Origin of the sequence: Collinsella aerofaciens (assembly GCF_901212495.1) — a bacterium.
Lineage (GTDB): Bacteria > Actinomycetota > Coriobacteriia > Coriobacteriales > Coriobacteriaceae > Collinsella > Collinsella aerofaciens_H.
In genome coordinates this window covers 1-22,798 of the sequence record NZ_CAAKNY010000017.1, presented here as the reverse complement: position 1 = coordinate 22,798, position 22,798 = coordinate 1, and the positions used below count along the sequence as shown (strand labels likewise).

15 protein-coding genes and 2 pseudogenes are annotated in these 22,798 nt (G+C 59.6%); 13 read left to right on the top strand and 4 right to left on the bottom strand.

Annotation, left to right across the window (positions count from 1 at the left end):
- Positions 1 to 84: 84 nt before the first annotated feature.
- Both SFLMC1_RS01250 and SFLMC1_RS01245 read right to left on the bottom strand, forming a co-directional pair.
- Entirely contained in the window at positions 85 to 2,169 is a 2,085-nt protein-coding gene (locus SFLMC1_RS01250; protein ID WP_152073587.1) for a protein kinase domain-containing protein, read from the bottom strand.
- Positions 2,170 to 2,340: 171 nt separating this feature from the next.
- On the bottom strand, positions 2,341 to 3,303 hold the full coding sequence (locus SFLMC1_RS01245; protein WP_152073588.1) for an FHA domain-containing protein: 963 nt from the start codon (positions 3,301 to 3,303) through the stop codon (positions 2,341 to 2,343).
- Positions 3,304 to 3,903: 600 nt separating this feature from the next.
- Between SFLMC1_RS01245 and SFLMC1_RS01240 the strand changes: the two genes are divergently transcribed.
- The 8 genes and pseudogenes from SFLMC1_RS01240 (at position 3,904) to SFLMC1_RS01205 (ending at position 12,715) form a co-directional block, all read left to right on the top strand.
- Positions 3,904 to 6,141 carry a DEAD/DEAH box helicase gene (locus SFLMC1_RS01240; RefSeq protein WP_187323802.1) on the top strand — a complete coding sequence of 746 codons (2,238 nt, stop codon included), beginning with the start codon at positions 3,904 to 3,906 and terminating at the stop codon, positions 6,139 to 6,141.
- A gap of 348 nt (positions 6,142 to 6,489) precedes the next feature.
- A complete protein-coding gene (locus tag SFLMC1_RS01235) occupies positions 6,490 to 7,002 on the top strand; it encodes a PTS glucose transporter subunit IIA (protein ID WP_187323801.1) in 513 nt (170 codons plus the stop codon).
- An 18-nt stretch (positions 7,003 to 7,020) separates the two neighbouring features.
- Positions 7,021 to 7,875: a PRD domain-containing protein gene (locus SFLMC1_RS01230; RefSeq protein WP_152073590.1), complete on the top strand. Its 855-nt coding sequence runs from the start codon at positions 7,021 to 7,023 to the stop codon at positions 7,873 to 7,875.
- 99 nt (positions 7,876 to 7,974) lie between these two features.
- On the top strand, positions 7,975 to 9,591 hold the full coding sequence (locus SFLMC1_RS01225; protein ID WP_152073591.1) for a PTS transporter subunit EIIC: 1,617 nt from the start codon (positions 7,975 to 7,977) through the stop codon (positions 9,589 to 9,591).
- Positions 9,592 to 9,594: 3 nt separating this feature from the next.
- A complete protein-coding gene (locus tag SFLMC1_RS01220) occupies positions 9,595 to 10,977 on the top strand; it encodes a 6-phospho-alpha-glucosidase (RefSeq protein ID WP_152073592.1) in 1,383 nt (460 codons plus the stop codon).
- Between the two features lie 125 nt (positions 10,978 to 11,102).
- Positions 11,103 to 11,306 (top strand): annotated as a pseudogene (locus SFLMC1_RS01215) (hypothetical protein); the annotation flags it as partial.
- A gap of 216 nt (positions 11,307 to 11,522) precedes the next feature.
- Positions 11,523 to 11,741: a type II toxin-antitoxin system RelB/DinJ family antitoxin gene (locus SFLMC1_RS01210; protein ID WP_152073594.1), complete on the top strand. Its 219-nt coding sequence runs from the start codon at positions 11,523 to 11,525 to the stop codon at positions 11,739 to 11,741.
- Between the two features lie 53 nt (positions 11,742 to 11,794).
- Positions 11,795 to 12,715: a CPBP family intramembrane glutamic endopeptidase gene (locus SFLMC1_RS01205; RefSeq protein ID WP_187323800.1), complete on the top strand. Its 921-nt coding sequence runs from the start codon at positions 11,795 to 11,797 to the stop codon at positions 12,713 to 12,715.
- A 2-nt stretch (positions 12,716 to 12,717) separates the two neighbouring features.
- On the opposite strand, the gene SFLMC1_RS01200 is transcribed toward SFLMC1_RS01205, so the two are convergent.
- Positions 12,718 to 13,710, bottom strand: a complete 993-nt coding sequence (locus SFLMC1_RS01200; RefSeq protein ID WP_152073596.1) for a helix-turn-helix transcriptional regulator — start codon at positions 13,708 to 13,710, stop codon at positions 12,718 to 12,720.
- Between the two features lie 153 nt (positions 13,711 to 13,863).
- Here SFLMC1_RS01200 and SFLMC1_RS01195 point away from each other — a divergent pair, with 153 nt between their 5' ends.
- The 3 genes and pseudogenes from SFLMC1_RS01195 (at position 13,864) to SFLMC1_RS01185 (ending at position 18,128) form a co-directional block, all read left to right on the top strand.
- Positions 13,864 to 15,342: a family 1 glycosylhydrolase gene (locus tag SFLMC1_RS01195; RefSeq protein WP_152073597.1), complete on the top strand. Its 1,479-nt coding sequence runs from the start codon at positions 13,864 to 13,866 to the stop codon at positions 15,340 to 15,342.
- 11 nt (positions 15,343 to 15,353) lie between these two features.
- Positions 15,354 to 16,724 (top strand): PTS transporter subunit EIIC, encoded by a 1,371-nt coding sequence (locus SFLMC1_RS01190; RefSeq protein WP_152073598.1) that lies wholly within the window; start codon positions 15,354 to 15,356, stop codon positions 16,722 to 16,724.
- 283 nt (positions 16,725 to 17,007) lie between these two features.
- Positions 17,008 to 18,128: pseudogene (locus tag SFLMC1_RS01185) on the top strand (IS1249 family transposase).
- Between the two features lie 86 nt (positions 18,129 to 18,214).
- Here the strand turns inward: SFLMC1_RS01185 and SFLMC1_RS01180 are convergent.
- Positions 18,215 to 20,350, bottom strand: a complete 2,136-nt coding sequence (locus SFLMC1_RS01180; RefSeq protein ID WP_226814214.1) for a YgiQ family radical SAM protein — start codon at positions 20,348 to 20,350, stop codon at positions 18,215 to 18,217.
- A 267-nt stretch (positions 20,351 to 20,617) separates the two neighbouring features.
- On the opposite strand from SFLMC1_RS01180, the gene SFLMC1_RS01175 reads away from it, so the two are divergent.
- A complete protein-coding gene (locus tag SFLMC1_RS01175) occupies positions 20,618 to 21,334 on the top strand; it encodes a YoaK family protein (protein ID WP_152073599.1) in 717 nt (238 codons plus the stop codon).
- A 165-nt stretch (positions 21,335 to 21,499) separates the two neighbouring features.
- Positions 21,500 to 22,666, top strand: a complete 1,167-nt coding sequence (gene fucO / locus SFLMC1_RS01170) for a lactaldehyde reductase (RefSeq protein WP_152073600.1) — start codon at positions 21,500 to 21,502, stop codon at positions 22,664 to 22,666.
- Positions 22,667 to 22,798: the final 132 nt, after the last annotated feature.

Here is a 22,798-nt window from a genome sequence, read left to right as displayed (position 1 = left end):
ATCTAGACCTGTGTCTGCCGAGCTAGTGTTACAGATCGAGACAATTGCCGGGGAGGGGTTCCGTCACGGCAAGACGCCCGCCGCCTAGATACAGAATCCGGGGATCACGCAGGTTCGCTTCTTGGGGCTGTCCGCAGGCGTTGCGTACGTAAAGACGTCGCCGTCGTGCCCCACGCGATTTATATAGAGTGTGCCTTCGCTCTCCGATGTGTCGGGACTCACCGTTCGTTCCCACCAACAGATGTCCTTGCCCTTCCACTGGCGAACCAACGTCTCGTTCGTGGTATACGGACTTACCTTGAGCTCGCGGAAGAGTTGGTACTCCTTGCCCTCGCCGTTGTAGACGTCTGCCAGGTAGTGAAAGTCCTCGGCAAACGAATCGGGCGGTTGCGTACCACACAGCTCGACCATGGCGGGCAGCCAAAGGGTTGCGGACAACTCGCTCAGACACGATGCGCTTCTGGCGGCGCCAACGTTATTCGAGATCTTTTTGACAGACTTGATGAGCGCGCGCAACTCGTTGGGCAGCAGCTTAAGGCCGTCGCTGTCGAGCCATTCCCGCAGCTCGCAATCTGCCCAGCCGGCGCTCGGCGGTTCAGCCGCGGCGTCGCGTTCGGCAATGCCGGCATCGAACATAAACGTCAGTCCGGCCTTGCCCGTTCCGTCCAGAAGCTCGTCGTGGCGGATGCCCACGAGTTGTGCGCCGACGTGCAGCCCGTTGGTGAGCCTCACGCGCTTGGTGCACGGATAGGGGATATGCCCATCGGCATCGAGCAGATGATAGCGCTTGGCAATCTCGCGTGCCTCGCTACGGGTCCCGGCGGCCTTAATCTTAAGCGAAATCTCCTGCAGCTGATCCCAGGTGTAGTCGTCAAGAGAGCTGCGGATGCCGTCCAGGTAGTCGGGGATGCCAAAGCCACGGGTCGCCGCGCCAATGACGCCGAGCCCCGCAACGACTGCAACGACGCCGCCGATAATAAAGCGACGGCGGGTCATGGCATCGTGACGGGCCTGCTCCAGGATCTCTCGTGCGCGCTCGCCGGCGACGTCGACCTTAAGGTGCGTACCGGAGTCGATGTCGATTACGGCGTCATTGCCCGCGCCCCCGCGGTCCTCAGATTCTGCAGCGGGGAGGTATGTCGAGAGCGCCTCGAGCATCTGCTGCTCGGTAGGGCGATCGCCCTGTTCGACCGAGATACCTTTCATGATGATCTGGACGAGCGCCTCGTCGTCATTGCATCGCGGCTCGAGCGGTACCGGCTTGGTCTTGGTCTTTATGAGGTAGAACGAGCCGGTTGCCGCGGCACCCGTCGACTTAACATCGAACGGTTTGCGACCGCTGTAGAGCTGGTACAGAATGCTCGAAAGCGCATAGGCGTCGATCGCGGGCGAGCGGCGAAGGGCCGCAATGCCTTCGATATCCTGCGTGAGCATCTCGGGCGCGGCGTATGCGGGCGTGGCAAAGCGCCAGATGTCGGCGCGCCGGGTGATCGTGTCGTCGCCGAGTGCCATGGTCGCGGAGCCCATGTCGATGAGGCAGGGGTCAAAGGAGCAATCGGCAATCTGCTGCTCAAGCGTTCGGCTGGTGGTGCGGAACATGATATTGGCAGGCGAAAGGTCGCGATGGACGACCGGATTCACGAGGCCTTGGGTCATCAAGAGCGCGCGAAGCACGGCGTTTCCGACGGCGGCGACCATCTGGGTGGTCAGCCCGCCCGAGGCGTCGTGCGGAAGCAGAGGCAGCGCCTGCTTGAGCGAGGTGCCCTCGACCCACTCCATGAGGATAAGCGGGTCGTCCTCGCACGATCCGTAGCCATAGACGCGCGGAAATCCGCGCAGGTGCGAGACGGTACACAGATGACGGTACTCCTCGAACAGCGCGGCGGTGTTGGCCAGGTGCGCGGCCGATTGCTCGGCGGAGCGGTCGGGGGCTTGGCCGGAAAGGATGGCGTTGTCCTTGAGTAGCTTGACGGCAAAGACCTCGCCGCTCGTGTTGGTCGCGCGCAGTACGTGCCCGATGTTGCCGTTGTTGCGACGGGTCGTTTGAAGAATAAGCGTCATAAACCGACGCTTGGCGTCGTCCTCGGCGCTGGGGTTGACTGCCACGGCGGTATCGAACGTGTCGAGATGGATGAGTTTGTCGCCATAGGCGCTATCGGTAGTATCCATGGCGTTCCTTTGTCTGGCATGGTTTGCCGCGCGTATACGTGGGCAGTGCGGATATCGATAAAGTACTATGATAGCCGCGCTGACCACGTATACCGCTGAGTATTGTCGTTTACGACGCAGAAGGTAGAAGACGAAAGACGGACGGCGACCGTCTTTCGATCGCCGTCCGCGCTAGTCCACAATGACAAGGAATGTCGTGTAGAGACCCAGATGGAGCCTGTCGCTGTTTTCGATTGCCACCGGGGGATAGATCTTGCCGGGTTCGCGTTGGTCGCGCGGCGGCTCAATCACAATATCGCCGTCGCCCGCGCCCGATTCGAGCACTGTGCCGTTGGTCGACCCAAGGCCCTGGGCGTACCAGTGTCCACCTTCGAGCCAAATGCGGAGATGCTCGCGCGATGCGTCGGCGCCTACATCGGTGATGCTGGGCGAGGTTTTGGGCAAGGACCCAATTACCGTGCCGCGCGGATCGCGTGTGAGGGGATGGATTTGCATGTCGGCGCAGTTGTCGGCATGGGTTCTGAGCAGACCGAGGTTGGGGGCGACAGCGTGCGGCTGCTCCAGGCTGCTCATAAAGCCACGTCCGACGGTAGTTTCGGTGGTGCCAAAGTGCCCGCCTGTCTTGCTGTCGCAAAAGCGCTCGACGGTGGCCACGCCTTGGATGGGGTCGGCGAGCGCCCCCGTTGCCACAAAGAGCATAAGGTAAAGCGTACTCTTCTCGCGCACGGCATTGCCGTCAAAGTTGTCGATGTGATTGAGGGCATTTGCATATAGGCGGCTGTCCAGCTTGTAGCTGGCGAGAGCCGACATCATTTCGTTGGCGGCCGGGCCGCGATAGTGCTCGGCGATTGCCTGATAGGCGGACTCGTCGCCGCCGAGCTTGCTGCAGATTGCCGCGGAAAGATTGAGCGTGGTGACGGCAAAGTCGCTGTAGATGGCGGGCGCGCACTGGTCAGGCTCGCGATGGACGATGTAACGGGTGAGATACGAGCGGTTGGAAGAGCATTTCTCGAGCAGGGTACTGCCGAGATAAGAGTTTCCATTGATGAGCATTCGGGCGATCTCGAGATGTTTAAGACCGCCGAACGAGCGAATATCGTTATAGAGGACCGAGCAAGGCGTCTCTGCTGCCACGGATACCTCCTTTGATTGCTTCCTAGCCAATAAGGCGATAGGAATTAATGGCCCCCGGTGGGCGACGTATTAAATGGCTGCGCAACATGTAGCGTAACCAAAGCAACATTATAGGCCACATGTTCGAAATTGCAGGAAGACCGAGAGATTTGGTTTGGACTGGACGGAAATCCCCCCTCTGTCTTGATCTATAACAATTAGGACCGATTTTACTCGGTAACTGTTACAGATTGAGACGTTTGTGAACCGTGCCGACCGTTTGTCTCGATCTGTAACACGTAGAGGAAGATTTGCCCTGTAGATGTTACAGATTGAGACAATCGGCCGGGCCCACCTCGGGCCCGCCCCGTCCGCCTCGTCATCTGTGGTTTACGTGGGGGCATACGGAGTACGGGTATACTAACCGGCGGCGAATCTGCTCCATCGCTTAGGGCCGCTGCGTCTGGACGGCGCGTGATAGGGCTGCCAAAGCGATCGCCAGCGTGCTGAGCAACGTCCTCTCTGTGCGCACCTGTTTTTGTATGTATTAGCGCACTACCAAGCACGCCCGCGCGGCCGCATGCCGCGCCCATTGCGCGTGCAGAAAAGGAACAACAACATATGCGTAATTCTGTATCCGACGTCACGGACGCCGAGATTCTGGACGAGACCCGCGAGACCATGACCCAGGCTGCCTTCGATGCCGCCGATGAGGCCAATGCTGCCCAGGCCGTCGAGTCCACTACTGAGAGCCTGCCCGCCTTTGACGAGCTGGGGCTTTCGGACGAGATGCTTCGTGCCATCGAGAACCTGGGCTACACGGCGCCCACGCCTGTCCAGGCTGGCTCCATCCCCGTGGTGCTCGAGGGCCGCGACCTGCTTGCCGCCGCTCAGACTGGTACCGGCAAGACGGCCGCCTTTTTGCTGCCGACCATGAACAGCCTGGAGCACATCGCTCCGCCCAAGCCCGTGCGTGAGCGCGGCGGTCGCAACCGTCGTCGCGGTGCTAAAAAGCCCGAGGGCAACGGCCGTGGCCCTGTGATGCTCGTCATCACCCCCACGCGTGAGCTTGCTCAGCAAATCGACGAGGTCGCGAGCAGAATCGCCGACGTCACCGGTCATGTCGCCGTGACCGTCGTGGGCGGCGTGAGCTACAAGCCGCAGACTGCTGCCCTCAAGTACGGCTGCGACATCCTGGTCGCCACGCCGGGCCGCCTGGTCGATCTGATCGAGCAGGGTGCCTGCCACCTGGACGAGGTCAAGGTGCTGGTGCTCGACGAGGCCGACCGCATGCTCGACATGGGCTTTTTGCCCGCCGTCCGCCGCATTGTGCGCGAGACGCCGGCCGAGCGTCAGACGCTGCTGTTCTCGGCCACGCTCGACGAGGAGGCCGTGGGCGAGATCACCGACCTGGTGAGCGACCCGGCCCGCGTGGAGATCGCGCCCGCCACGTCGACCGCCGACACCGTCGACCAGTTTGTGTTCCCGGTGTCCATCGAGGCCAAGAACAACCTGCTGCCCGAGTTCCTCAAAAAGGAGGGCCCGGAGCGTACTATCGTCTTTATGCGCACCAAGCACCGCGCCGACAGCTGCTGCCGTCGTCTGGAGCGTAAGGGCATCAAGGCCGCCGCGATTCACGGCAACCGCAGCCAGGCGCAGCGCGAGCGTGCACTTTCGGCCTTCCGCGACGGCACCGTCGACGTACTGGTGGCGACCGATGTTCTCGCCCGCGGCATCGACATTAGCGACGTGCGCTACGTCGTGAACTTTGACGTACCGGCCGAGCCGACCGACTATATCCACCGCATTGGCCGTACGGGCCGCGCCGGCGAGCTAGGCTGGGCCATCACGTTTGTGACTGAGCAGGACGTCGATGAGTTCTACGAGATCGAGAAGCTCATGGACAAGACGGCCGACATCTACGAGGCCGGCGACCTGCATGTGGGTCCCAACCCGCCCGCCGTTGACCCCGAGCGCGACCCTGCGGCCTTTAAGGTGAAGAAGAAGACCAAGCGCGGCAAGTCCAAGAGCAAGAGGAAGCTTGAGCAGGCACGTCGCGACGGCAAGCGCAACGGCGATGACTACGGCGATGTGGCCGGTCGTTCCAACCGTGGTCGCGGCGACGGCGAGCGTCCGAGCCGTCCCAAGCGCGGCGGCAAGACCCGCGTGCGCGAGGGCGTTCAGGCTCGCGTGGACGAGGCTGTTGAGAGCGTGGCTCGCGAGGTAGCTGCCGAGGAGCGTGCCGGTGCTGCTGCCGTCGAGCAGGCCCCGCGCGGCAACCGTGCCGAGCGTCGTGCCAAGCAGTTCCAGGGCGAGGCACATCGCCGTCGCCGCGAGGACGAGGACCGTGGCGGCCGCCGTCGTGTCGAGCGCGAGGACGAGGGCGGCGGCAAGCGCGGTGCGGGCGACCGCCGTCGTTCCGGTCGTGATGACGAGCGCGGTGGCCGTGGCGAGCGTCGCGGCGGCGAGGGTCGCGGTGAGCGAGGTGCCCGTGGCGGTGAGTCCCGCGGCGGCAAGCGCTTTGACGAGCGCGGAGGCCGCGAGAGCGGCCGCGGTGGCGAGCGTCGCGAGGGCGCTCGTGGCAAAGGTGGCCGCAGCGGCGCCGGTCGTTCGAATGAGTCGCGCGATCGTCGCGACCCGCGTGCCAGCCGCGATCGTCGCGATGACTGGCGCAACTACGACGACACCCGCGAGGAGCGCCGTGGCGGCTATCGCGGCGGGCGTGGCGGCAACCAGGCCGGCTCCCGCGGCGGTCGTGCCGGCGGTCGCGATAACCGTGGCAGCTATGGCAACAGCCGTGGCGGCAAGCGCGGTGGCAGCTCCCGTCGTCCCGGCGACGGCGGCGGCAAGCGCAAGTAGCATACGCGTCGCCCGCTAGGGCGAGGCGAACCAAGGGCCCCGAGCAACTACGCTTGGGGCCCTTTTTGGTGCAAAGGGGTCAGAGCAAGGAGTGTCCCTGAGTGCCGGCAGAAAAGGATCGTCCCTAAGTGCCGCATAGATACCGTTTATCGGAGAAAAAATACCGTTCACCGGTCATAATGATTATTCTGGCTTTGCTGTTGCCTACAATAACTCCCGTAAAAAGAAATGCGGAAGGTTACCGAGTCCCTCGGACGTGGGCCTAACCAAAGTCTTTGAACGGGTGTGTCTCTATGGACGCATTCGTTTGATTTTGGTTGGGCTATATATATGAAGGGACATGCCACCATGGGTTTCTTTTCTCGCCTTATGGGGGACTCGGATGAGCAGAAGACTGCAACCTCCGAGTTCGAAATCCTCGCTCCCGTTTCCGGCGAGCTTGTTCATCTAGAAAAAACCAATGACCCCGCTTTTAGCAGCCGTGCAGTGGGCGATGGTGTTGCCGTGGTTCCCCAAGAGGGAACGGTGTGCGCTCCTGTTTCCGGCACCGTCGCGGCGCTGTTTCCGACTGAGCACGCGCTGGGCATCATGTCTGACGACAGCTCTGCTCAGGTGATGCTGCATATCGGAATCGACACTGTTAAGCTTGAGGGCAAGGGCTTCCATGCGCTTGTTGCCCAGGGTGACCATGTCGACGCGGGCCAGCCCCTCGTCGAGGTCGATTTCGACGCGGTCCGCGCCGCCGGCTTCGATCCCACGGTCTTCATTATCGTGTGCGAGCGTTCGGAGAACTCGACTCTTCGAGAGCATGCTTCCGGCCCTGTTGCTGTTAAAGAGCCTGTCATCTGGCTTTCCGAATAAATTCTTGTGGTGGGTACCGTGGTTATCAAGCGAGTTTTTAACAACAACGTCGCAATGGTCACTTCGGACGATGGCTCCGAGCTCATCGTCATCGGTCGAGGCCTCTGCTTTGGCCGTCATGCCGGCGATTCCATCGACGAGGCATCGGTCGAAAAGACCTACGCGTTGCAGGAGGGCACTTCTCAGGATTCGCGTACGATTGACCGCTTGGCACATCTTCTAGAGTCCATCCCCACCGTCAACCTCGTGATTTCCGAGGACATCGTTCAGATGCTTCGTCGAGAGCTCAATGTCGATATCAATGACAAGATCCTCATCGCTCTCGCAGACCATATCAGCCTTGCTTTGGAGCGCGAGCGCAAAGGCGTTCCCTGCGAGAACCCGCTGCTGCTCGAGATACAGCAGTTCTATCGCAAGGAGTACGCGCTAGCTGGCCGTGCGCTGCAGATTGTCAAGGAGTATATGGGCATCCAGATGAGCGAAGAAGAGCAGGGTTTTATTACGCTGCATATCGTCAACGCCACCATGCCGCAACGCTCCGACCGTCTCATCATCTCGGTCCAGCTTGTTCGCGACGTACTCGCGATTGTTTCCGATCGTTACACTGCGACCCTCGACGACACCTCGTTGCCCTATGAGCGTTTCGTCCGCCACCTGCAGTTTTTCGCACAGCGGGCGCTTGACCCCGCGGCCGGGCAGATCAATGACGATGCGCTGTTCCGAATCGATGAAACTAAGTATCCGTGCGCGTTCTCGTGCGCGGACGCCATAGCCGCCCACTTGTCGTCTACCTATAACGTTGTCGTTACCGATGCCGAGAAGAGTTATCTCGCATATCACATTGTTAACCTGCTTGGAGAACCTGGTCTCTAGGCATAACGTGCCCACACATCGATTGATATAAGGCAAGGCTCACGGTCTTGTCCAGGGCACACCTATCTCAATTTGCGGAAAAGGAAGGGAAGTACCGTTATGACCGCAAAAAAGAAGTTCAATTTCAAAGCGCCGTTGGAGGTGTTCGCGAAGTCGATCGTCCAGCCGATGATGTATCTCTCGGTTGCCGGCATTTTGCTCATCGTGGGCATCATTCTGACCAACAAGACCATCTGCGCCGTGATCCCTGTGCTGGGCTCCGGTCCGTTCCAGCTCGTGGGCGCCGTTGTCTATCAGTCGCTGATGTTTATCATCAACAACCTCTCGATTCTGTTCTGCGTGGGCATCGCCGGCGCCATGGCAAAGAAGAACAAGGGTCATGCTTCTCTGATCGCCCTGATGTCGTTTTTCCTGTTCCTGCAAGCTAACACCATCGTGCTCAACGCTACCGGCTCTCTTGCCGATGCGAGCGGCATGCTCGGCCTAACCGGAACCGGCCAGGCCACCGTTATGGGCATTCAGGTGCTCGATACCGGCGTGTTTGGCGGCATCATTCTTGGTTGCATCACCGGTGCCGTGTTCAACAAGTACTCGAACAAGCAGTTCCCCATTGCCCTTTCGATGTTCTCGGGCGTTCGCTTTCCGTTCCTGATCATGATCATCATTTCCTGGATCATGGGTGCTGGCTTCTGCATCGTTTGGCCTCCGGTTCAGGGTGCTATCTCCTCCGTTGCCGGCATCATTAAGGAGTCGGGCAACATCGGTCTGTTCATTTACGGCATGCTCAACAAGCTGCTCGTTCCCACCGGTCTGCACCACCTCATCTACACCCCGTTCCAGTTCTCCGATGTGGGTGGCACCCTTACGCTGGGCGATCAGGTTATCGCCGGCGCCTACCCCATCCGTGTTGCCGAGATGGCAATGACGGGCCAGCCCTTCTCCGATAGCACCTACTTCAACAGCTACACCTTCAACAACCTGTGGCCCTACATCGGTATCGGTCTCGCCTTTATCTTCACCGCTTACAAGGGGAACAAGGATAAGACCAAGGCCGTTATCATCCCGCTGATCATCACCGCCGTGCTCTCCTGTGTCACCGAGCCCATGGACTTCCTCTTTGTCTTTGCCGCTCCCGTGCTCTTTGTCGTTCACTCGGTTCTTTCCGGTATCTTCCTGGTTCTGCTCAAGGTCCTCTCCGTGCCCGCTTCGACTGCAGGCGGCATCATCAACATCGTGGTCTCCAACCTGGTCCTGGGTGTCGATAAGACCAACTGGCCGGTTATGCTGGTGCTTGGAGTCGTCAACGCCGCGCTGTACTTCTTCCTCTTCACCTTCCTCATCAAGAAGCTCAACCTCCACACGCCTGGCCGCGAGGAGGAGTCCGAGCTCGCTGAGTCCGTTGCCGAGGGCGAGGCTGCCGCGTCTGTCGCGGTGAAGCAGGGCGCTGTTGCCGCAGCTCCCGAAGAGGGCGTCGATGCGGGCATTGCCGACCTGGTCGCAGGTCTTGGCGGCAAGGACAACATCGAGGAGCTCGAGAACTGCTTTACGCGTCTTCGCGTGAACGTTAAGAACCCGGACCTCATCGATGAGAACCTCATCAACCACGTGCCCAACAGCGGCATCAACCGCAACGGCAACAATATCCAGATCATCTTTGGCATGAAGGTCGCCGAGATGCGCGACAAGGTCGAGAACGCAATTGAGAAGGAGCAGTAAACAATGATCATTACTCTGTGTGGTGGCGGATCCACCTTTACCCCCGGCATCGTCAAGTCCATCGCCCTGCGCAAGGACGAGCTCGACGTTGACGAGATTCGCCTGTACGACATCAACGAGGAGCGCCAGCGCAAGATCGGCGTGCTCGTGGACTGGATTTTGCACGAGGACCTCGGCCTGGACATCAAGCTCACGGTGACCACCGACAAAAAGACGGCTTTTACCGACGCGAGCTTCGTATTTGCCCAGATGCGCGTGGGCGGCTACACCATGCGCGAGCAGGACGAGAAGATTCCGTTGCGCCACGGCTGCGTGGGTCAGGAGACCTGCGGTTGCGGCGGCCTTGCCTATGGCATGCGCACCATCTTCCCCATGGTCGAGCTGATCGATGACGTTGAGAAGTACGCTAAGAAGGACTACTGGATTCTCAATTACTCCAACCCTGCCGCCATCGTCTCCGAGGGCTGCCGTGTGCTGCGCCCCAACGCTCGTATTATCAACATCTGCGACATGCCGATCGCGATCATCGACGTGGTTTGCGCCGCGCTCGATATCGACAAGAAGGACGTTGAGTACGATTACTTTGGCCTCAACCACTTTGGTTGGTTTACCTCGATTCGCCACAAGGGTGAGGAGGTGCTCCCGCAGCTGCGCGAGTACATCAAGGAGCATGAGATCCTGCTGCCCGATTCGTACCTCAAGGGCATGAGCTCGCTGATGTCCAAGAAGCCCGAGGAGGCCGCCGACGAGCACCCCGAGCAGAACCGCCACACCAAGGGCAGCTGGTACTACGTCTGGAAGGGCGAGTACGAGATCATGGAGTGCTTCCCGGAGTACCTGCCCAACACGTATCTGAACTACTACCTGCAGCAGAAGGAGTTCGTCGAGCATTCCAACCCCGAGCGCACCCGTGCGAATGAGGTTGAGGAGACGCGCGAGAAGAACCTCTTTGAGGGCATCGACCACTACGAGAAGACGGGCGAGATCGACGAGAGCACGTTCTATGCGGGCAGCCACGGTGACTGGATTGCCGACCTGGCTATCGCTCTGAAGAACGACACCAAGCAGCGCTTCCTGGTCATTTGCGAGAACAAGGGCGCTATCCCCAACATGCCCTACGACGCCATGGTCGAGCTGCCTGCCTACATTGGCAAGAACGGCCCCGAGGTCATCAGCCGCGACAACATCCCGCTGTTCCAGCAGGGCCTCATGATGCAGCAGCTGAACTCCGAGAAGCTCGTGGTCGAGGCCACGATCGAGGGTTCGTACGAGAAGGCGCTCAAGGCCTTTACGCTCAACAAGACCGTGCCTTCGATGAAGGTCGCCAAGGAGGTCCTCGACGACATGATCGAGGCTAACAAGGGTTACTGGCCCAAGCTTAGCTAAAGACAGAAGGTCGCTGGCACAAAAGAGCCGCTGACCGCATGCCTGGAGCAATGTCCCGTCCACGTGATTGCGTGGGCGGGGCATTGCCGTTTTGCGCAAAGGGTTGATATGGGGGCGGGCAGCGCCGTCGCGTCGAGATCGCTCGAGCCCTGCTGTGCCCAGGCGACGCGGTGATTCTGGACGAGCCCTTTACCGGTCTAGATACCGCTGCGCGCGACGCATGCGCCGAGGTCGTGCTCGACTTGCTCGACGGCCGCATGCTGCTGCTTGCCACGCACGATGCCGCTGACGCTCGGGCTCTCAATATCTCGGACATCATCACGCTCTAAATACTCACTCAGCAACAAAATGATTCGTTTTTTCTCCGTCCCCATGGGGTCGGGTATGGTATTCTATCTGCGGGGTAATACTTAGAAATACCAAGTAATACCAACGCCGTAGAAACAAACTCCAGATGCGGGCCAATCGGGTTGCCTTCACAGCCCGTCGCCCAGCCGCGTGGCCCGCATCTATCCGCATCACCGTCGTTTCAAAAAGGAAGCGCCATGGCAGAACACATGACCCCGGTTGTCGCGAAGGTCTTGCCCGAGGAAAAGGCGGCCTTCGCGGCGGCAACCCAGCTCGTGGGTACCACGCCGTCCAACGCCATCCGCATGTTTATCGCCGCGTTCAATCGCTGCGGCACCTTCCCGTTCGACATCTCGCCCAACGGGGCTTTTGGCAAAGACTGTCCCCAACAGCTAGTCGTTGAAGAACGTCCCTAATGACTAGTCGTTGGGGACGTTCTTAAATGACTACCTGTCGGGAGGAGGTTGGCATGCTCAATGCGATGATTTGGGCGCTTGCCTGTTTTGGCGTTGTCGCGGCAGATATTGCCCTGAGCGCGGTTCTGTTTTCAGTTCTCGATGCCGTGTCGGTGCTGACGGGCTATCCGATCGACAATCTCGATATCCAATGGTTCCAGGCTGCCGCTCAGACGGCGTCGTTTTTGATGGCGCTGCTGTGGTGGCGTTATCTGTGGCCGCGCTCGTTTATGGCGCGCTGGCAGGGCGAGCGCCCGCTTAGCGGGGGAGCGCGTGGGGCGTGGAAACGCATCACCTGCGTTATCGTGATCGGCCTGGCCCTGCAGGTGGTCGTTGGCTACGTGACCGACGCCGTGCTGTCGCTGTTGCCTGATGCCGCGGCCGATTACAGCGAACTTGTCGAGGAGACGGGCATGGGCGATACGAGCTATCTGGCCGTCCTGACCACGGTGCTTGGCGCTCCGTTTTGCGAGGAACTGCTGGTGCGCGGCATCATTTTTGAGTTTTCGCTCCGAGCGTTTAACCCGCAGTGCCGTCCGCTTTGGAAACGCCGGCGTCGCGCGCGGGCGCAGGACGGCGCCATGGTGCCTTGGGCGGCCCCAAACACGTGGGGTATCGCCGCGGCGATTGTGCTGCAGGCGGCTATCTTTGGCTTTATGCATATGAACTGGGTGCAGGGCTGCTACGCCGGCGCCGCCGGTCTGGTTTTTGGCTGGGTGCTCGTGACGACCGGAAAGCTCCGCTACACGATTCTGCTGCACTTTGTCTTTAACGCCGGATCGTACCTCATGGGCCTGATGTGGTTTGTGAACACGCCGCTCGACGTGGCGGTCACGGTTGCCATCGCCGGCTTCGTACTGGTAGAGGCAATGCGCTTGCTGCTCCGGTCGTGCATTCCTGCGCCATGCGAAACTGATCGACCTGATTATCAATGACTTTAACTAGACCGATGCGTCCTGAACGCACCTGGCGTTTCGCCGAATGCTTCTTTGAATTTTGAGTAAAAGAATGACATGTTGGAGATGCCGACTTTTCGGGCTACATACTGCACGCTGCGCTCGGTGTTATTGAGAAGATATGCCGCCTCTGTGAGCTGCTGGTTGAGCTTGATTTGCGAAAACGTTTTGCCGGTTTTTTGCTTGATCAAGCTGCTGAGATAGCTGGTGCTATAACCCGTATCGCTCGCAATGCTTTCGAGTGTGCAGTCGCCGTAGCTTCGCTCAATATGATTCAGAATCGACACGATGCGTTCGTCCGACATGATCGCCTGGTTATCAGTTGCGGAGCGTCGGTACAGTCCTCGAATGAGAACAAGGAATAGGCTGACGGCGAGGTGCCTCATGAGTTCATTGGAATAGGCATCTTTAAAGTGATATTCGATAAAGAGCATCTCGATGAGGCGTCGCGCATGTCGGGCGTATTCCTCTGGAAGAATGAGATATTTTCGGGCCTCGCGATTTTTGGACACAAAATCAAATAGAAGATTCGTTAATGGTGACGCGCCGGGTAGCTGGCTCAGGAACAACGAATCGAACATTTCTTTTTTGAAGACGATTGAGATGACGATATCATGCTCGCCCTTAACGTATGGAACACTTCTGACTACGCCGGTGTTGCAAATGAGCACGTCGCCCTTTTTAAGGAGTAGTCGCCGTCCGTTGACGATAAACGTGCAGACGCCGTCGTACACGTAGTTAAGCTCCATATCCCGATTGATATGGGGAGGAATATCGGTAAAGCGCGACTCCTTGATAAGGCCCACGGGGTTTTCGTCGAGAGTTTCTTTCCAATCAAACAGATAGACCTCTTCGCCGTTAATGGTTGTGGTTTCCACCCTGTTATATCGCGGGCTGAGCTCTCCCGGATGTGTGCGATGCCACTCTTCGGTCTCGGTATGCGTATAGAGCAGCTGTTTGAGATTCGAATCCATGGGGTGCTCCAGCGGTGAACGGTAGAATCGATACCATGAACGGTATTATATCTAAAAAAATGTTATAAAGCCACGCTTTCTATGCGATATCTTATACATCTTGTTCTTCCTAGTATTGGGTTATCCGCTGGAGCATCCGATCAAGGAGGGCAAATGGGTAAGTTAAAACATGGGTTTGACTCCGACTTTTTATGGGGTGGAGCCATATCGTGCTCGCAGGCCGATGGCGCCTGGAACGAGGGCGGAAAGGGAAAGTCGACGCAGGATTGCCGATGGCTGGATGGCACCTGGACTCATGACCAGATTGAGGATAAGCATCAAAACAACCCCTTCTGCCATGACGAACTAATGAACGCTCTCGCAGATGATGGTGTTGAGTTCTACCCGTTTAGGCGCGGTAACGACTTCTATCATCACTACCGTGAGGACATCGCGCTTTTTGCGGAGATGGGCCTCAAGCTGTTCCGCACCTCTATTTGCTGGAGCCGAATCTATCCTAACGGAGATGATCTTGAGCCTAACCGCGAAGGCATCGAGTGGTATCGAAGCATGCTGGGTGAGTGCAAAAAGCACGGCATTAAAACCTTCGTCACCATGCTCCACTATGACATCCCGGTAAATCTTGTCACCACATATGGGGGATGGAAGAATCGCAAGACGATTGATTTCTTCGCCCGCTATGTCGAGACAATCGTTACGGAATTGGGCGATCTGGTCGATTTCTGGCTGCCTTTTAACGAGTTCAATGCAGCGCGTTTTTCTCCTTGGGACGGGGTCTGTCTGGTCAAAGACGAAGAGGGGGAGAACTTCGATCGAGCCATCTTCCAGTGTCTGCACCACGAGTTCGTTGCCAATGCGCGTGCCGTCGAGATTGTCCATCGTCTTTCGCCCGATACTCCCGTTGGCGGCATGATTGCTCGATTCTGCACGTATCCCGCCACCTGCCGTCCCGAAGATAACATGCAGGCTATTCACGACGACCAGTATTCCAACTGGTTCTATACGGATGTGATGGCTCGTGGAAAATACCCCGCTTATATGAATCGCTATTTCGACGCGTGCGATATCGAGATTCAAATGGAGCCGGGCGATGAAGAGCTCATCGCCCGCAACACTGTCGACTTCCTGGCCTTCTCGTACTACTTTTCCCAGGTATCCACCTGCGATCAGGGATGGGAGAAGACTGCGGGAAATCTGGTCATGGCAAACAAGAACCCTTATCTCGAGACGAGTGAGTGGGGCTGGCAGCTCGATCCCATTGGCCTGAGGGTTACCCTTAACCAGATGTATGACCGCTATGGGCTGCCCCTGTATATCGCCGAGAACGGCCTCGGCACATCTGATGTAGTCGAGGAGGATGGCAGCATCCACGACGAGTATCGAATCGATTATTTGCGCCAGCACATAAAGTGCCTTAAGGAAGCAGTGATCGATGGCGTTGACGTGCGCGGATACATGATCTGGGGATTCATTGACCTTGTTGCCTGCGGTCCTCTTACGATGGACAAGCGCTACGGGCTTATCTATGTCGATCTGGATAATTGCGGCAACGGCACTGCGGAGCGCTCGCGTAAAGACTCTTTCTATTGGTATCAGAAATGTATCGCCACTAATGGCGAGGATCTTGGGTAGGAGTGATTGTTGTGGCAGACAAGAAGGAACTGGCCGCTCGTGTCCTCGAGCTCGTGGGCGGCGCCGATAACGTTGTTATGGCAACGCACTGCATTACAAGGCTCAGATTCAACCTGAAGGACGATAGCAAGGCAGACCTGGAGGCCCTTAAGACGCTTGACGGCGCCTTGGGCGCGCAGGTTAAAGACGGGCAGTGGCAGGTTATCATCGGCGCCAGCGTGGGGTCGGTATATGACGAATTGGAGCCCATGCTAGGCGACAGGATGGGTGGCGAGGTCTCCGCCGACGCCGAGCAGCCTGAGCTCCAAAAAGGTTCGGCTCGCGTATTCGATATCATCACCGGCATCTTCTCCGCTATTATTCCCGCACTGGTGGCGGGAGGCATCGTAAAGGGAATCCTGGCTGCTATCGCGGCTTTTGGAATCGACACGGGTGCCGGCGACTTTGCGATATTCAATATGATTTCGGATATCCCGTTCTACTTCTTGCCGTTTTTGCTGGCAATGTCTACAGCTGATAAGTTCCGAGTCAACCGTTCGCTTGCGCTTTGTGTTGCCGGATCGCTGATGTACCCGACCATTGTCAACGCTGTCGGTACGGGCGAGACGCCTCTTGCGCTGTTCGGTTTTGCGGTGCCGATTTTTAGCTACACCGATTCCGTGTTCCCGGTTATCTTTGGCGTCATTGGCTTGTCTTTTGTATATCGCGCGATCGACAAAGTCGTGCCGGATCTTTTTAAGCTCGTTGTCGTTCCGGCGCTCTCCCTTGCTATCGTGATTCCCGTCAACCTGTTTGTGCTCGCTCCGATTGGTGCCTGGTGCGGTCTTGGTCTTGCCAACGGTATCGTTTGGCTATTCTCGACGTTAGGCCCCGTTGCCGGTTTTCTGCTGGGCTTCTTTATGCCGCTTATCGTGCTCTTCGGCATGCATCAGTCAACGAGCCCTATCCAGATTTCCAATATTGCAACGCTTGGGTATGACTATCTGCTCCCGATCTCTTTCTGCCATAACCTCGCCGAAAGCGGTGCGTCTTTTGGTGCAGCCCTGCGCATGACCGACGAAAAGCTCAAGTCCGCTGCAATGACGTGCGCCTTCTCAGCATTTATGGGAATTTCCGAGCCCGCCTTGTTTACCGTTCAGGTTCCTAACAGGACTCCGCTTATCGCTGCGATGATCGCGGATGGCATTGGCGGTGCGCTTACCGTTGTTCTCGGCGCAAAGTGCTTCGGCTTTGTTATGCCCGGCATTACTTCGTTGCCCGTTTATGCCGATCCAAGCGGCAATCCCATGAACTTGATCATGATTGTCGTCTGCATCGCTTTGACTTGGGTTATCTCTGCGGCGCTCTCGTTTGCGCTCTATGGTCGTTTCGACAAAAAGTAACGACGTTTTGAGATAGACAATATTAATCGGCCGCTCGTCGGGGAATCGTTCTGCGACGCCCCGGCGAGCGGCATTTTATTGGTGGGGCGTGTCGTGTGGCTTATAGGACAAAATGTGTGTCTGCTTTAGGGGCATCGGCGCAGGTCGATGCCCCTTTTTTAGCCGTTTAAATTCCGTGCCCGCTTTTAACCGCTCGGACAGAATGTGTGTCCGGTTGCCTATCGTTCCCGCTGGTAGATACCCTTTTCCGGAACCCTTAAATACCCTTTCGGAAGAGGTGTCCATGAAGGTCGTTTATTGCCCCTACTGCGGCGGTCGGACCAAGCGCAACGGCAGGACCTCATCGGGGTCCCAGCGGTGGAGGTGCACGGCCTGCGGCGCGTCGACGACGCTGAGGTACGACGACACGGCGGCGAGGCTCGAGGAGTTCCTCGGGTGGCTCCTCTCGAAGGGCTCGCAGGCCGCGATGCCGGGCGGCGGGCGGTCCTTCAGGCGCAGGACGGCCGAGTTCTGGGGGGGGTCTGGCCCATGCCCGTCCCCGACGGCGAGCTCCACCGCGTGCTCTACGTCGACGGGATCTGGGTCGCGCGCGACCTCGTCGTGCTCATATGCTGCGGCGGCGAGAGGGTGGTCTCCTGGTACATGGCAAGGTCGGAGAACTCGAGGGCGTGGTCGGCCCTCATGGCGCCGATCCCGGCGCCCGAGGTGGTCGTCACCGACGGCGGGAGCGGGTTCGCCAGGGCCGTGCGCGAGACCTGGCCGCGCACCAGGGTCCAGAGGTGCGCCTTCCACGCCTTCTCGCAGGTCAGGCGCTACACGACGACGCGGCCGAAGCTGCAGGCGGGGCGCGAGCTCTACCTCATCGCGCGCGACCTCATGGGCATCGAGGCGCTGCACCAGGCGGAGCTCTGGGTCGAGCGCTACCTCGACTGGTGCGGGTTCTGGGCCGACTTCCTGGAGGACAGGACCGTGGTGGATGGCAGGAGGGTCTACACCCACGAGAGGCTGAGGCGGGCGCGCTCGTCGCTGTCGTCGCTGGTGTCGGCGGGGACGCTGTTCACCTACCTCGACCCCGCCCTTGCCAAGGCCGGCCCGCTGCCGTCGACCAACAACATGATCGAGGGAGGGGTGAACTCGCAGCCGGGGGCCGTCCTGCGCAACCACCGGGGGCTGACGTCCGTCAAGCGCGTTAAGGCGGTGTTCTGGTGGTGCCACGCTCATTCGGGGGACGCGAGGACGGCGCGCGAGAAGCTCGCCACGATGCCGACCGACGCGGACATCGACTTCCTGTTCAGCGTCTACTCCGCCTCGCCGTCGCGCGAGGACGGAGGGCCGGAGTGGGGCGACAGGGCCGTGTGGGAGGACCTCCACCACAGGGACCCGTACCCGTTCTGGCTGGATTAATGGATGGAAACGGATGTTCTATCGGGACACACATTTTGTCCTATAAGCCTGTCGTGTCGCCAACGGCGGCATGCCGCCTCGCCGCGCTAGTTGCGTCTGCCGCCTCCGTTGGCGCCCTGTCGTCCCTGGGCCGCGCGATTGCGGCCTGCGGTGTTCTGTGCGCGCGACATGCCGCCGTGGCCCTTGCTGCCCTTGGGCCCCTTGCCAGCGCCGCCGCCATGCGGTTTGCCGCCCTTCTTGCCGGTGCCATGCCCACCGCCGGCAGACGTCTCGCCCGGGCGCGGCGGCACGGGACGGATCAGGCAATGCTTGGTGTAGCCAATCAGGTCGCGACGGCCGGCCTTTTCCAGTGCCTCGCGCACGAGCTTATAGTTCTCGGGCTTGCGATATTGGATGAGCGCGCGCTGCATGGCCTTTTCGTGCGGGTCGCGCGCCACGTAGATCGGCTGCATGGTGCGTGGGTCCACGCCGGTGTAGTACATGCAGGTCGACATGGTGGACGGGGTGGGGTAGAAGTCCTGCACCTGCTCGGGCATGTAGCCCATGTCGCGCACGGCCTCGGCAAGGTCCACAGCTTCCTTCATCGTTGAACCGGGATGGCTCGAGATCAGATACGGCACCACGTACTGCTTGAGTCCGTATTCGCGGTTCAGGCGTTCAAATTTACGGCAGAACGCGTCGTAGACGGCGCGGCTCGGCTTGCCCATCACGGACAGCACCGCGTCGCTCACGTGCTCGGGCGCTACGCGCAGCTGGCCCGAGACATGGTGCTCCAGCAGCTCGCGCAAAAACTCGTCCGAGGCGTCGGCCATGGTGTAGTCAAAGCGGATGCCGCTGCGGACAAAGACCTTCTTGACGCCCGGCAGCTGGCGCAGGTCGCGCAGCAACTGCGTGTAGCCGCTCTCGTCGACCACCATGTTCTTGCACACACTCGGCCACAGGCAGCGCTTGTTCTTGCACACGCCGTGCTTGAGCTGTTTGTCGCAGGCAGGGCGGCTAAAGTTTGCCGTCGGTCCGCCCACGTCGTTGATGTAGCCCTTAAACTCGGGATCGTGCGTGAGCAGCTCGGCCTCGCGCATGATCGAATCGTGGCTGCGCATCTGCAGCACGCGGCCCTGGTGGAAGGTGAGGGCGCAAAACGAGCACTCGCCAAAGCACCCGCGGTTGGAGCTGATCGAAAACTTGATCTCGGCAAAGGCCGGCACGCCGCCTGCGGCATCGTAGTCGGGATGCCAATCGCGTGCGTAGGGGAGTTCTGCCACCTCGTCCATCTCGTCGGTGGTGAGCGTCGCCGACGGCGGGTTCTGCACCACATAGACGCCGTTGGGGTAGGGCTCTACCAGGCGGTGTCCGGTGATGGGGTCCATGTTCTGCTGCTGCACGTTAAAGCTGCGCGCGTAGTTGAGCTTGTCGGCGGCAAGGTCGTCCCAGCTGGGCAGCAGGTCGTAGTCGTAGACCTCGTCGAGTGAGCTGGTGCGGTAGACGGTGCCGTTGATATAGGTGATCTGATCGACGGGCAGTCCCGCGTCGAGCGCGTCGGCGATCTCGACAATCGCGTGCTCGCCCATGCCGTAGATGAGGATGTTGGCGCCCGAGTCGAGCAACACCGAGCGCTTGAGCTTGTCCTGCCAGTAGTCGTAGTGGGCCAGACGGCGTAGGCTCGCCTCGATGCCGCCGATAATGATGGGAGCGTCCTTGAACGTCTGACGGATGAGGTTGCCGTAGACCGTGACGGCTCGATTGGGGCGGTGCCCCTCCTCGCCACCGGGGGTGTAGGCGTCGGTGTGGCGGCGGTGCTTGTTCACCGAATAGTGGTTGACCATGGAGTCCATGTTGCCGGCGCTGACGAGAAAGCCCAGGCGCGGCTTGCCAAGCACGGTGATACTGGCGGGGTCGGTCCAGTCGGGTTGGCAGATGATACCCACCTTGTAGCCGTGCGCGTCGAGGACGCGGCTGATGATTGCCATGCCAAAACTGGGGTGGTCCACATAGGCGTCGCCACAGATGTAGACAAAGTCGCACTGGTCCCAGCCGCGTGCATCCATGTCGGCGCGGCTGACGGGGAGGAACTTGTCGCGGCCCGGGCGCCAGGGGCGGACAGGCGCTGCCGGGGTATGCGCGGGGCGCGAGCCCTGGGCCTTGCCGCCACGCTTTTGCTGCTGGCCGCGCTGGGCATGCTTGCCGTGCTGGTTGTTCTGAGCGTCCTGGGGCTTTTTTGCCACGATTCCTCCCGTTGTCAGTATGCTGCTCGTAATTGTAACCAGTCTTTTTGGGACGGGGCTAAAAAGACTGGTGGAGTACACGAGCTGGCGGATCGGCACGTCGATGCGGACGCGGTGCCGCGCCCGCCGTTTGTTTCCAGACTGTGTATCTGCGCGTTGGGGGACCCGTCTCGCGTGCGCGCCATGTTGTCAATGGGTTACAGTATGAACGGCGGCTATGTCTCCGCCAACGCACGAGAGAGTCGCCAACAAGGAGGATGCACGACGATGCAGCGTGCCAAACAGATATCGGAGTCTCTTGAGCTGGGCATCATCTTGGCGCTCGCCGGTGGCTTTATGGATGTGTATTCCTACATCGGCCGCGACCATGTTTTTGCCAACGCGCAGACGGGCAACATCCTGCTTGTGGGCGTGAGCATCTCGGAGGGCAACTGGGCGCTGGCGGGACGCTATTTCTTCCCCGTGGTGTCGTTTGCCGTGGGCATTATGCTTGCCGACCTGGTGCACGAGCGGTTTGGCAGTGTGATTCACTGGCGCCAGGTGACGGTGTTTTTTGAAGCCGTTATCTTGCTGGGCGTGAGCTTTATCCCGGGCGGCGATTTCAACCTGCTCGCCAACTGCCTCACTTCGTTTGCCTGCGGCATGCAAGTCGAGAGCTTCCGCAAGATCCACGGTCACGGCATCGCTACGACCATGTGCATCGGCAACTTGCGCAACGCGCTGCAAAACGTGGACGATTACATCATCACCCACAAGCGCGGCTTTTTGGAAAACGGCCTGCTGTACTTTGGCGTGATTTTTACCTTTGTGTTTGGCGCCGTGCTGGGCAACTGGTGTATTGAGCACATGGGCCTGCACGCCATCGTCGTGGCGAGCGTGCTGCTGTTTATCGCGTTTGCCATCATGTTCATCGACCGCGAGCGCGACTTGCGTTTTCGCTGGAAGGTTGCGGCCGAGGCTTGGAAAGAGGGCTGTCGAAGGTAACCGAACGCGGCAAAGGGGTTGTCCCTTTGCCGCTGTATTTTTCATCTTCTGTTGAAACGCTTTAACAATTTTGACGTTCTCACGTGATTTTTGTTTCAAAAGCGTTAGTATGGGACTCATAGCGTGGGGCGTAATGGGTGCCCCGCACACGATGGGAGGCTATCAATGGCTAATCGTTTCGTTCTCAACACTATTTCTTACCATGGCTCCGGCGCCATCAAGGAAATTCCCGGCGAGCTCCAGCGTCGCGGCTACAAGAAGATCTTCGTCTGCTCCGATCCCGATCTGGTCAAGTTTGGCGTTACCGCTAAGGTGACCGACGAGCTCGACGCCGCCGGCATCGCTTGGAGTCTCTACTCCGAGATCAAGCCCAACCCCACCATCCAGAACGTCAAGGACGGCGTCGAGGCCTTCAAGGCCGCCGAGGCTGACGCTATCGTGGCCATCGGTGGCGGCTCCTCTATGGACACTGCCAAGGCTATCGGCATCATCATCAACAACCCCGAGTTTGCCGATGTCCGTAGCCTCGAGGGCGTTGCTCCCACCAAGAACCACGCCGTGTTCACCATCGCCGTGCCGACGACCGCCGGTACCGCCGCCGAGGTGACCATCAACTACGTCATCACCGACCCCGAGAAGGTCCGCAAGTTCGTGTGCGTCGACACCAACGACGCCCCCGAGGTCGCCGTCGTCGACCCCGACATGATGGCTTCTATGCCTGCCGGCCTCACCGCCGCTACCGGCATGGACGCCCTGACCCACGCCATCGAAGGCTACACCACCAAGGGCGCCTGGGAGCTCTCCGACATGTTCCACTTTGAGGCCATCAAGCTGATCAGCGAGAACCTGCGCGACTCCGTCGCCGAGGCCAAGTCCGGCAAGCCCGGCTCCGGCCGTGAGGGCATGGCCCTTGGTCAGTATGTCGCCGGCATGGGCTTCTCCAACGTTGGCCTGGGCATCGACCACGCCATGGCTCACACCCTGTCTGCTCACTACGACACCCCGCACGGCGTCGCTTGCGCCATGCTGCTGCCGATCGCCATGGAGTTCAACAAGCCGGTTTGCACCGAGCGCCTGGCCAAGGTCGCCGTCGCCATGGGCGTTGACACCACGGGCATGAGCACCGACGAGGCCGCCGACGCCGCCATCGCCGCCGTCAAGCAGCTCTCCGCCGACGTGAACATCCCGCACGTCTGCGAGGCCATGAAGGCCGACGAGATCGAGGTCCTGGCCAAGGACGCCATGGCCGACGCCTGCTTCCCGGGTAACCCGCGCGAGGCGACGCTCGACGACGTCATCGAGCTCTTCAAGAAGATCTGCCCGGCTGCCTAACTTGGTTCGGCGGGCCCCTGCCCGTTAGCCCCACAATCGTCCTCGGACATGTCGGAAGCCCCCGCTGCGCACTTCGTGCGGCGGGGGCTTCCTCCGTCCTGCGGAAAGATTCTGGGGCTAACGGGCAGGGGC

Bases quoted from the DNA above. Each gene is read 5' to 3' on its own strand.
- SFLMC1_RS01250 (WP_152073587.1), bottom strand. From the start codon at position 2,169: ATGGATACTACCGATAGCGCCTATGGCGACAAACTCATCCATCTCGAC.
- SFLMC1_RS01240 (WP_187323802.1), top strand. From the start codon at position 3,904: ATGCGTAATTCTGTATCCGACGTCACGGACGCCGAGATTCTGGACGAG.
- SFLMC1_RS01235 (WP_187323801.1), top strand. From the start codon at position 6,490: ATGGGTTTCTTTTCTCGCCTTATGGGGGACTCGGATGAGCAGAAGACT.
- SFLMC1_RS01225 (WP_152073591.1), top strand. From the start codon at position 7,975: ATGACCGCAAAAAAGAAGTTCAATTTCAAAGCGCCGTTGGAGGTGTTC.
- SFLMC1_RS01220 (WP_152073592.1), top strand. From the start codon at position 9,595: ATGATCATTACTCTGTGTGGTGGCGGATCCACCTTTACCCCCGGCATC.
- SFLMC1_RS01210 (WP_152073594.1), top strand. From the start codon at position 11,523: ATGGCAGAACACATGACCCCGGTTGTCGCGAAGGTCTTGCCCGAGGAA.
- SFLMC1_RS01205 (WP_187323800.1), top strand. From the start codon at position 11,795: ATGCTCAATGCGATGATTTGGGCGCTTGCCTGTTTTGGCGTTGTCGCG.
- SFLMC1_RS01200 (WP_152073596.1), bottom strand. From the start codon at position 13,710: ATGGATTCGAATCTCAAACAGCTGCTCTATACGCATACCGAGACCGAA.
- SFLMC1_RS01195 (WP_152073597.1), top strand. From the start codon at position 13,864: ATGGGTAAGTTAAAACATGGGTTTGACTCCGACTTTTTATGGGGTGGA.
- SFLMC1_RS01175 (WP_152073599.1), top strand. From the start codon at position 20,618: ATGCAGCGTGCCAAACAGATATCGGAGTCTCTTGAGCTGGGCATCATC.
- fucO (WP_152073600.1), top strand. From the start codon at position 21,500: ATGGCTAATCGTTTCGTTCTCAACACTATTTCTTACCATGGCTCCGGC.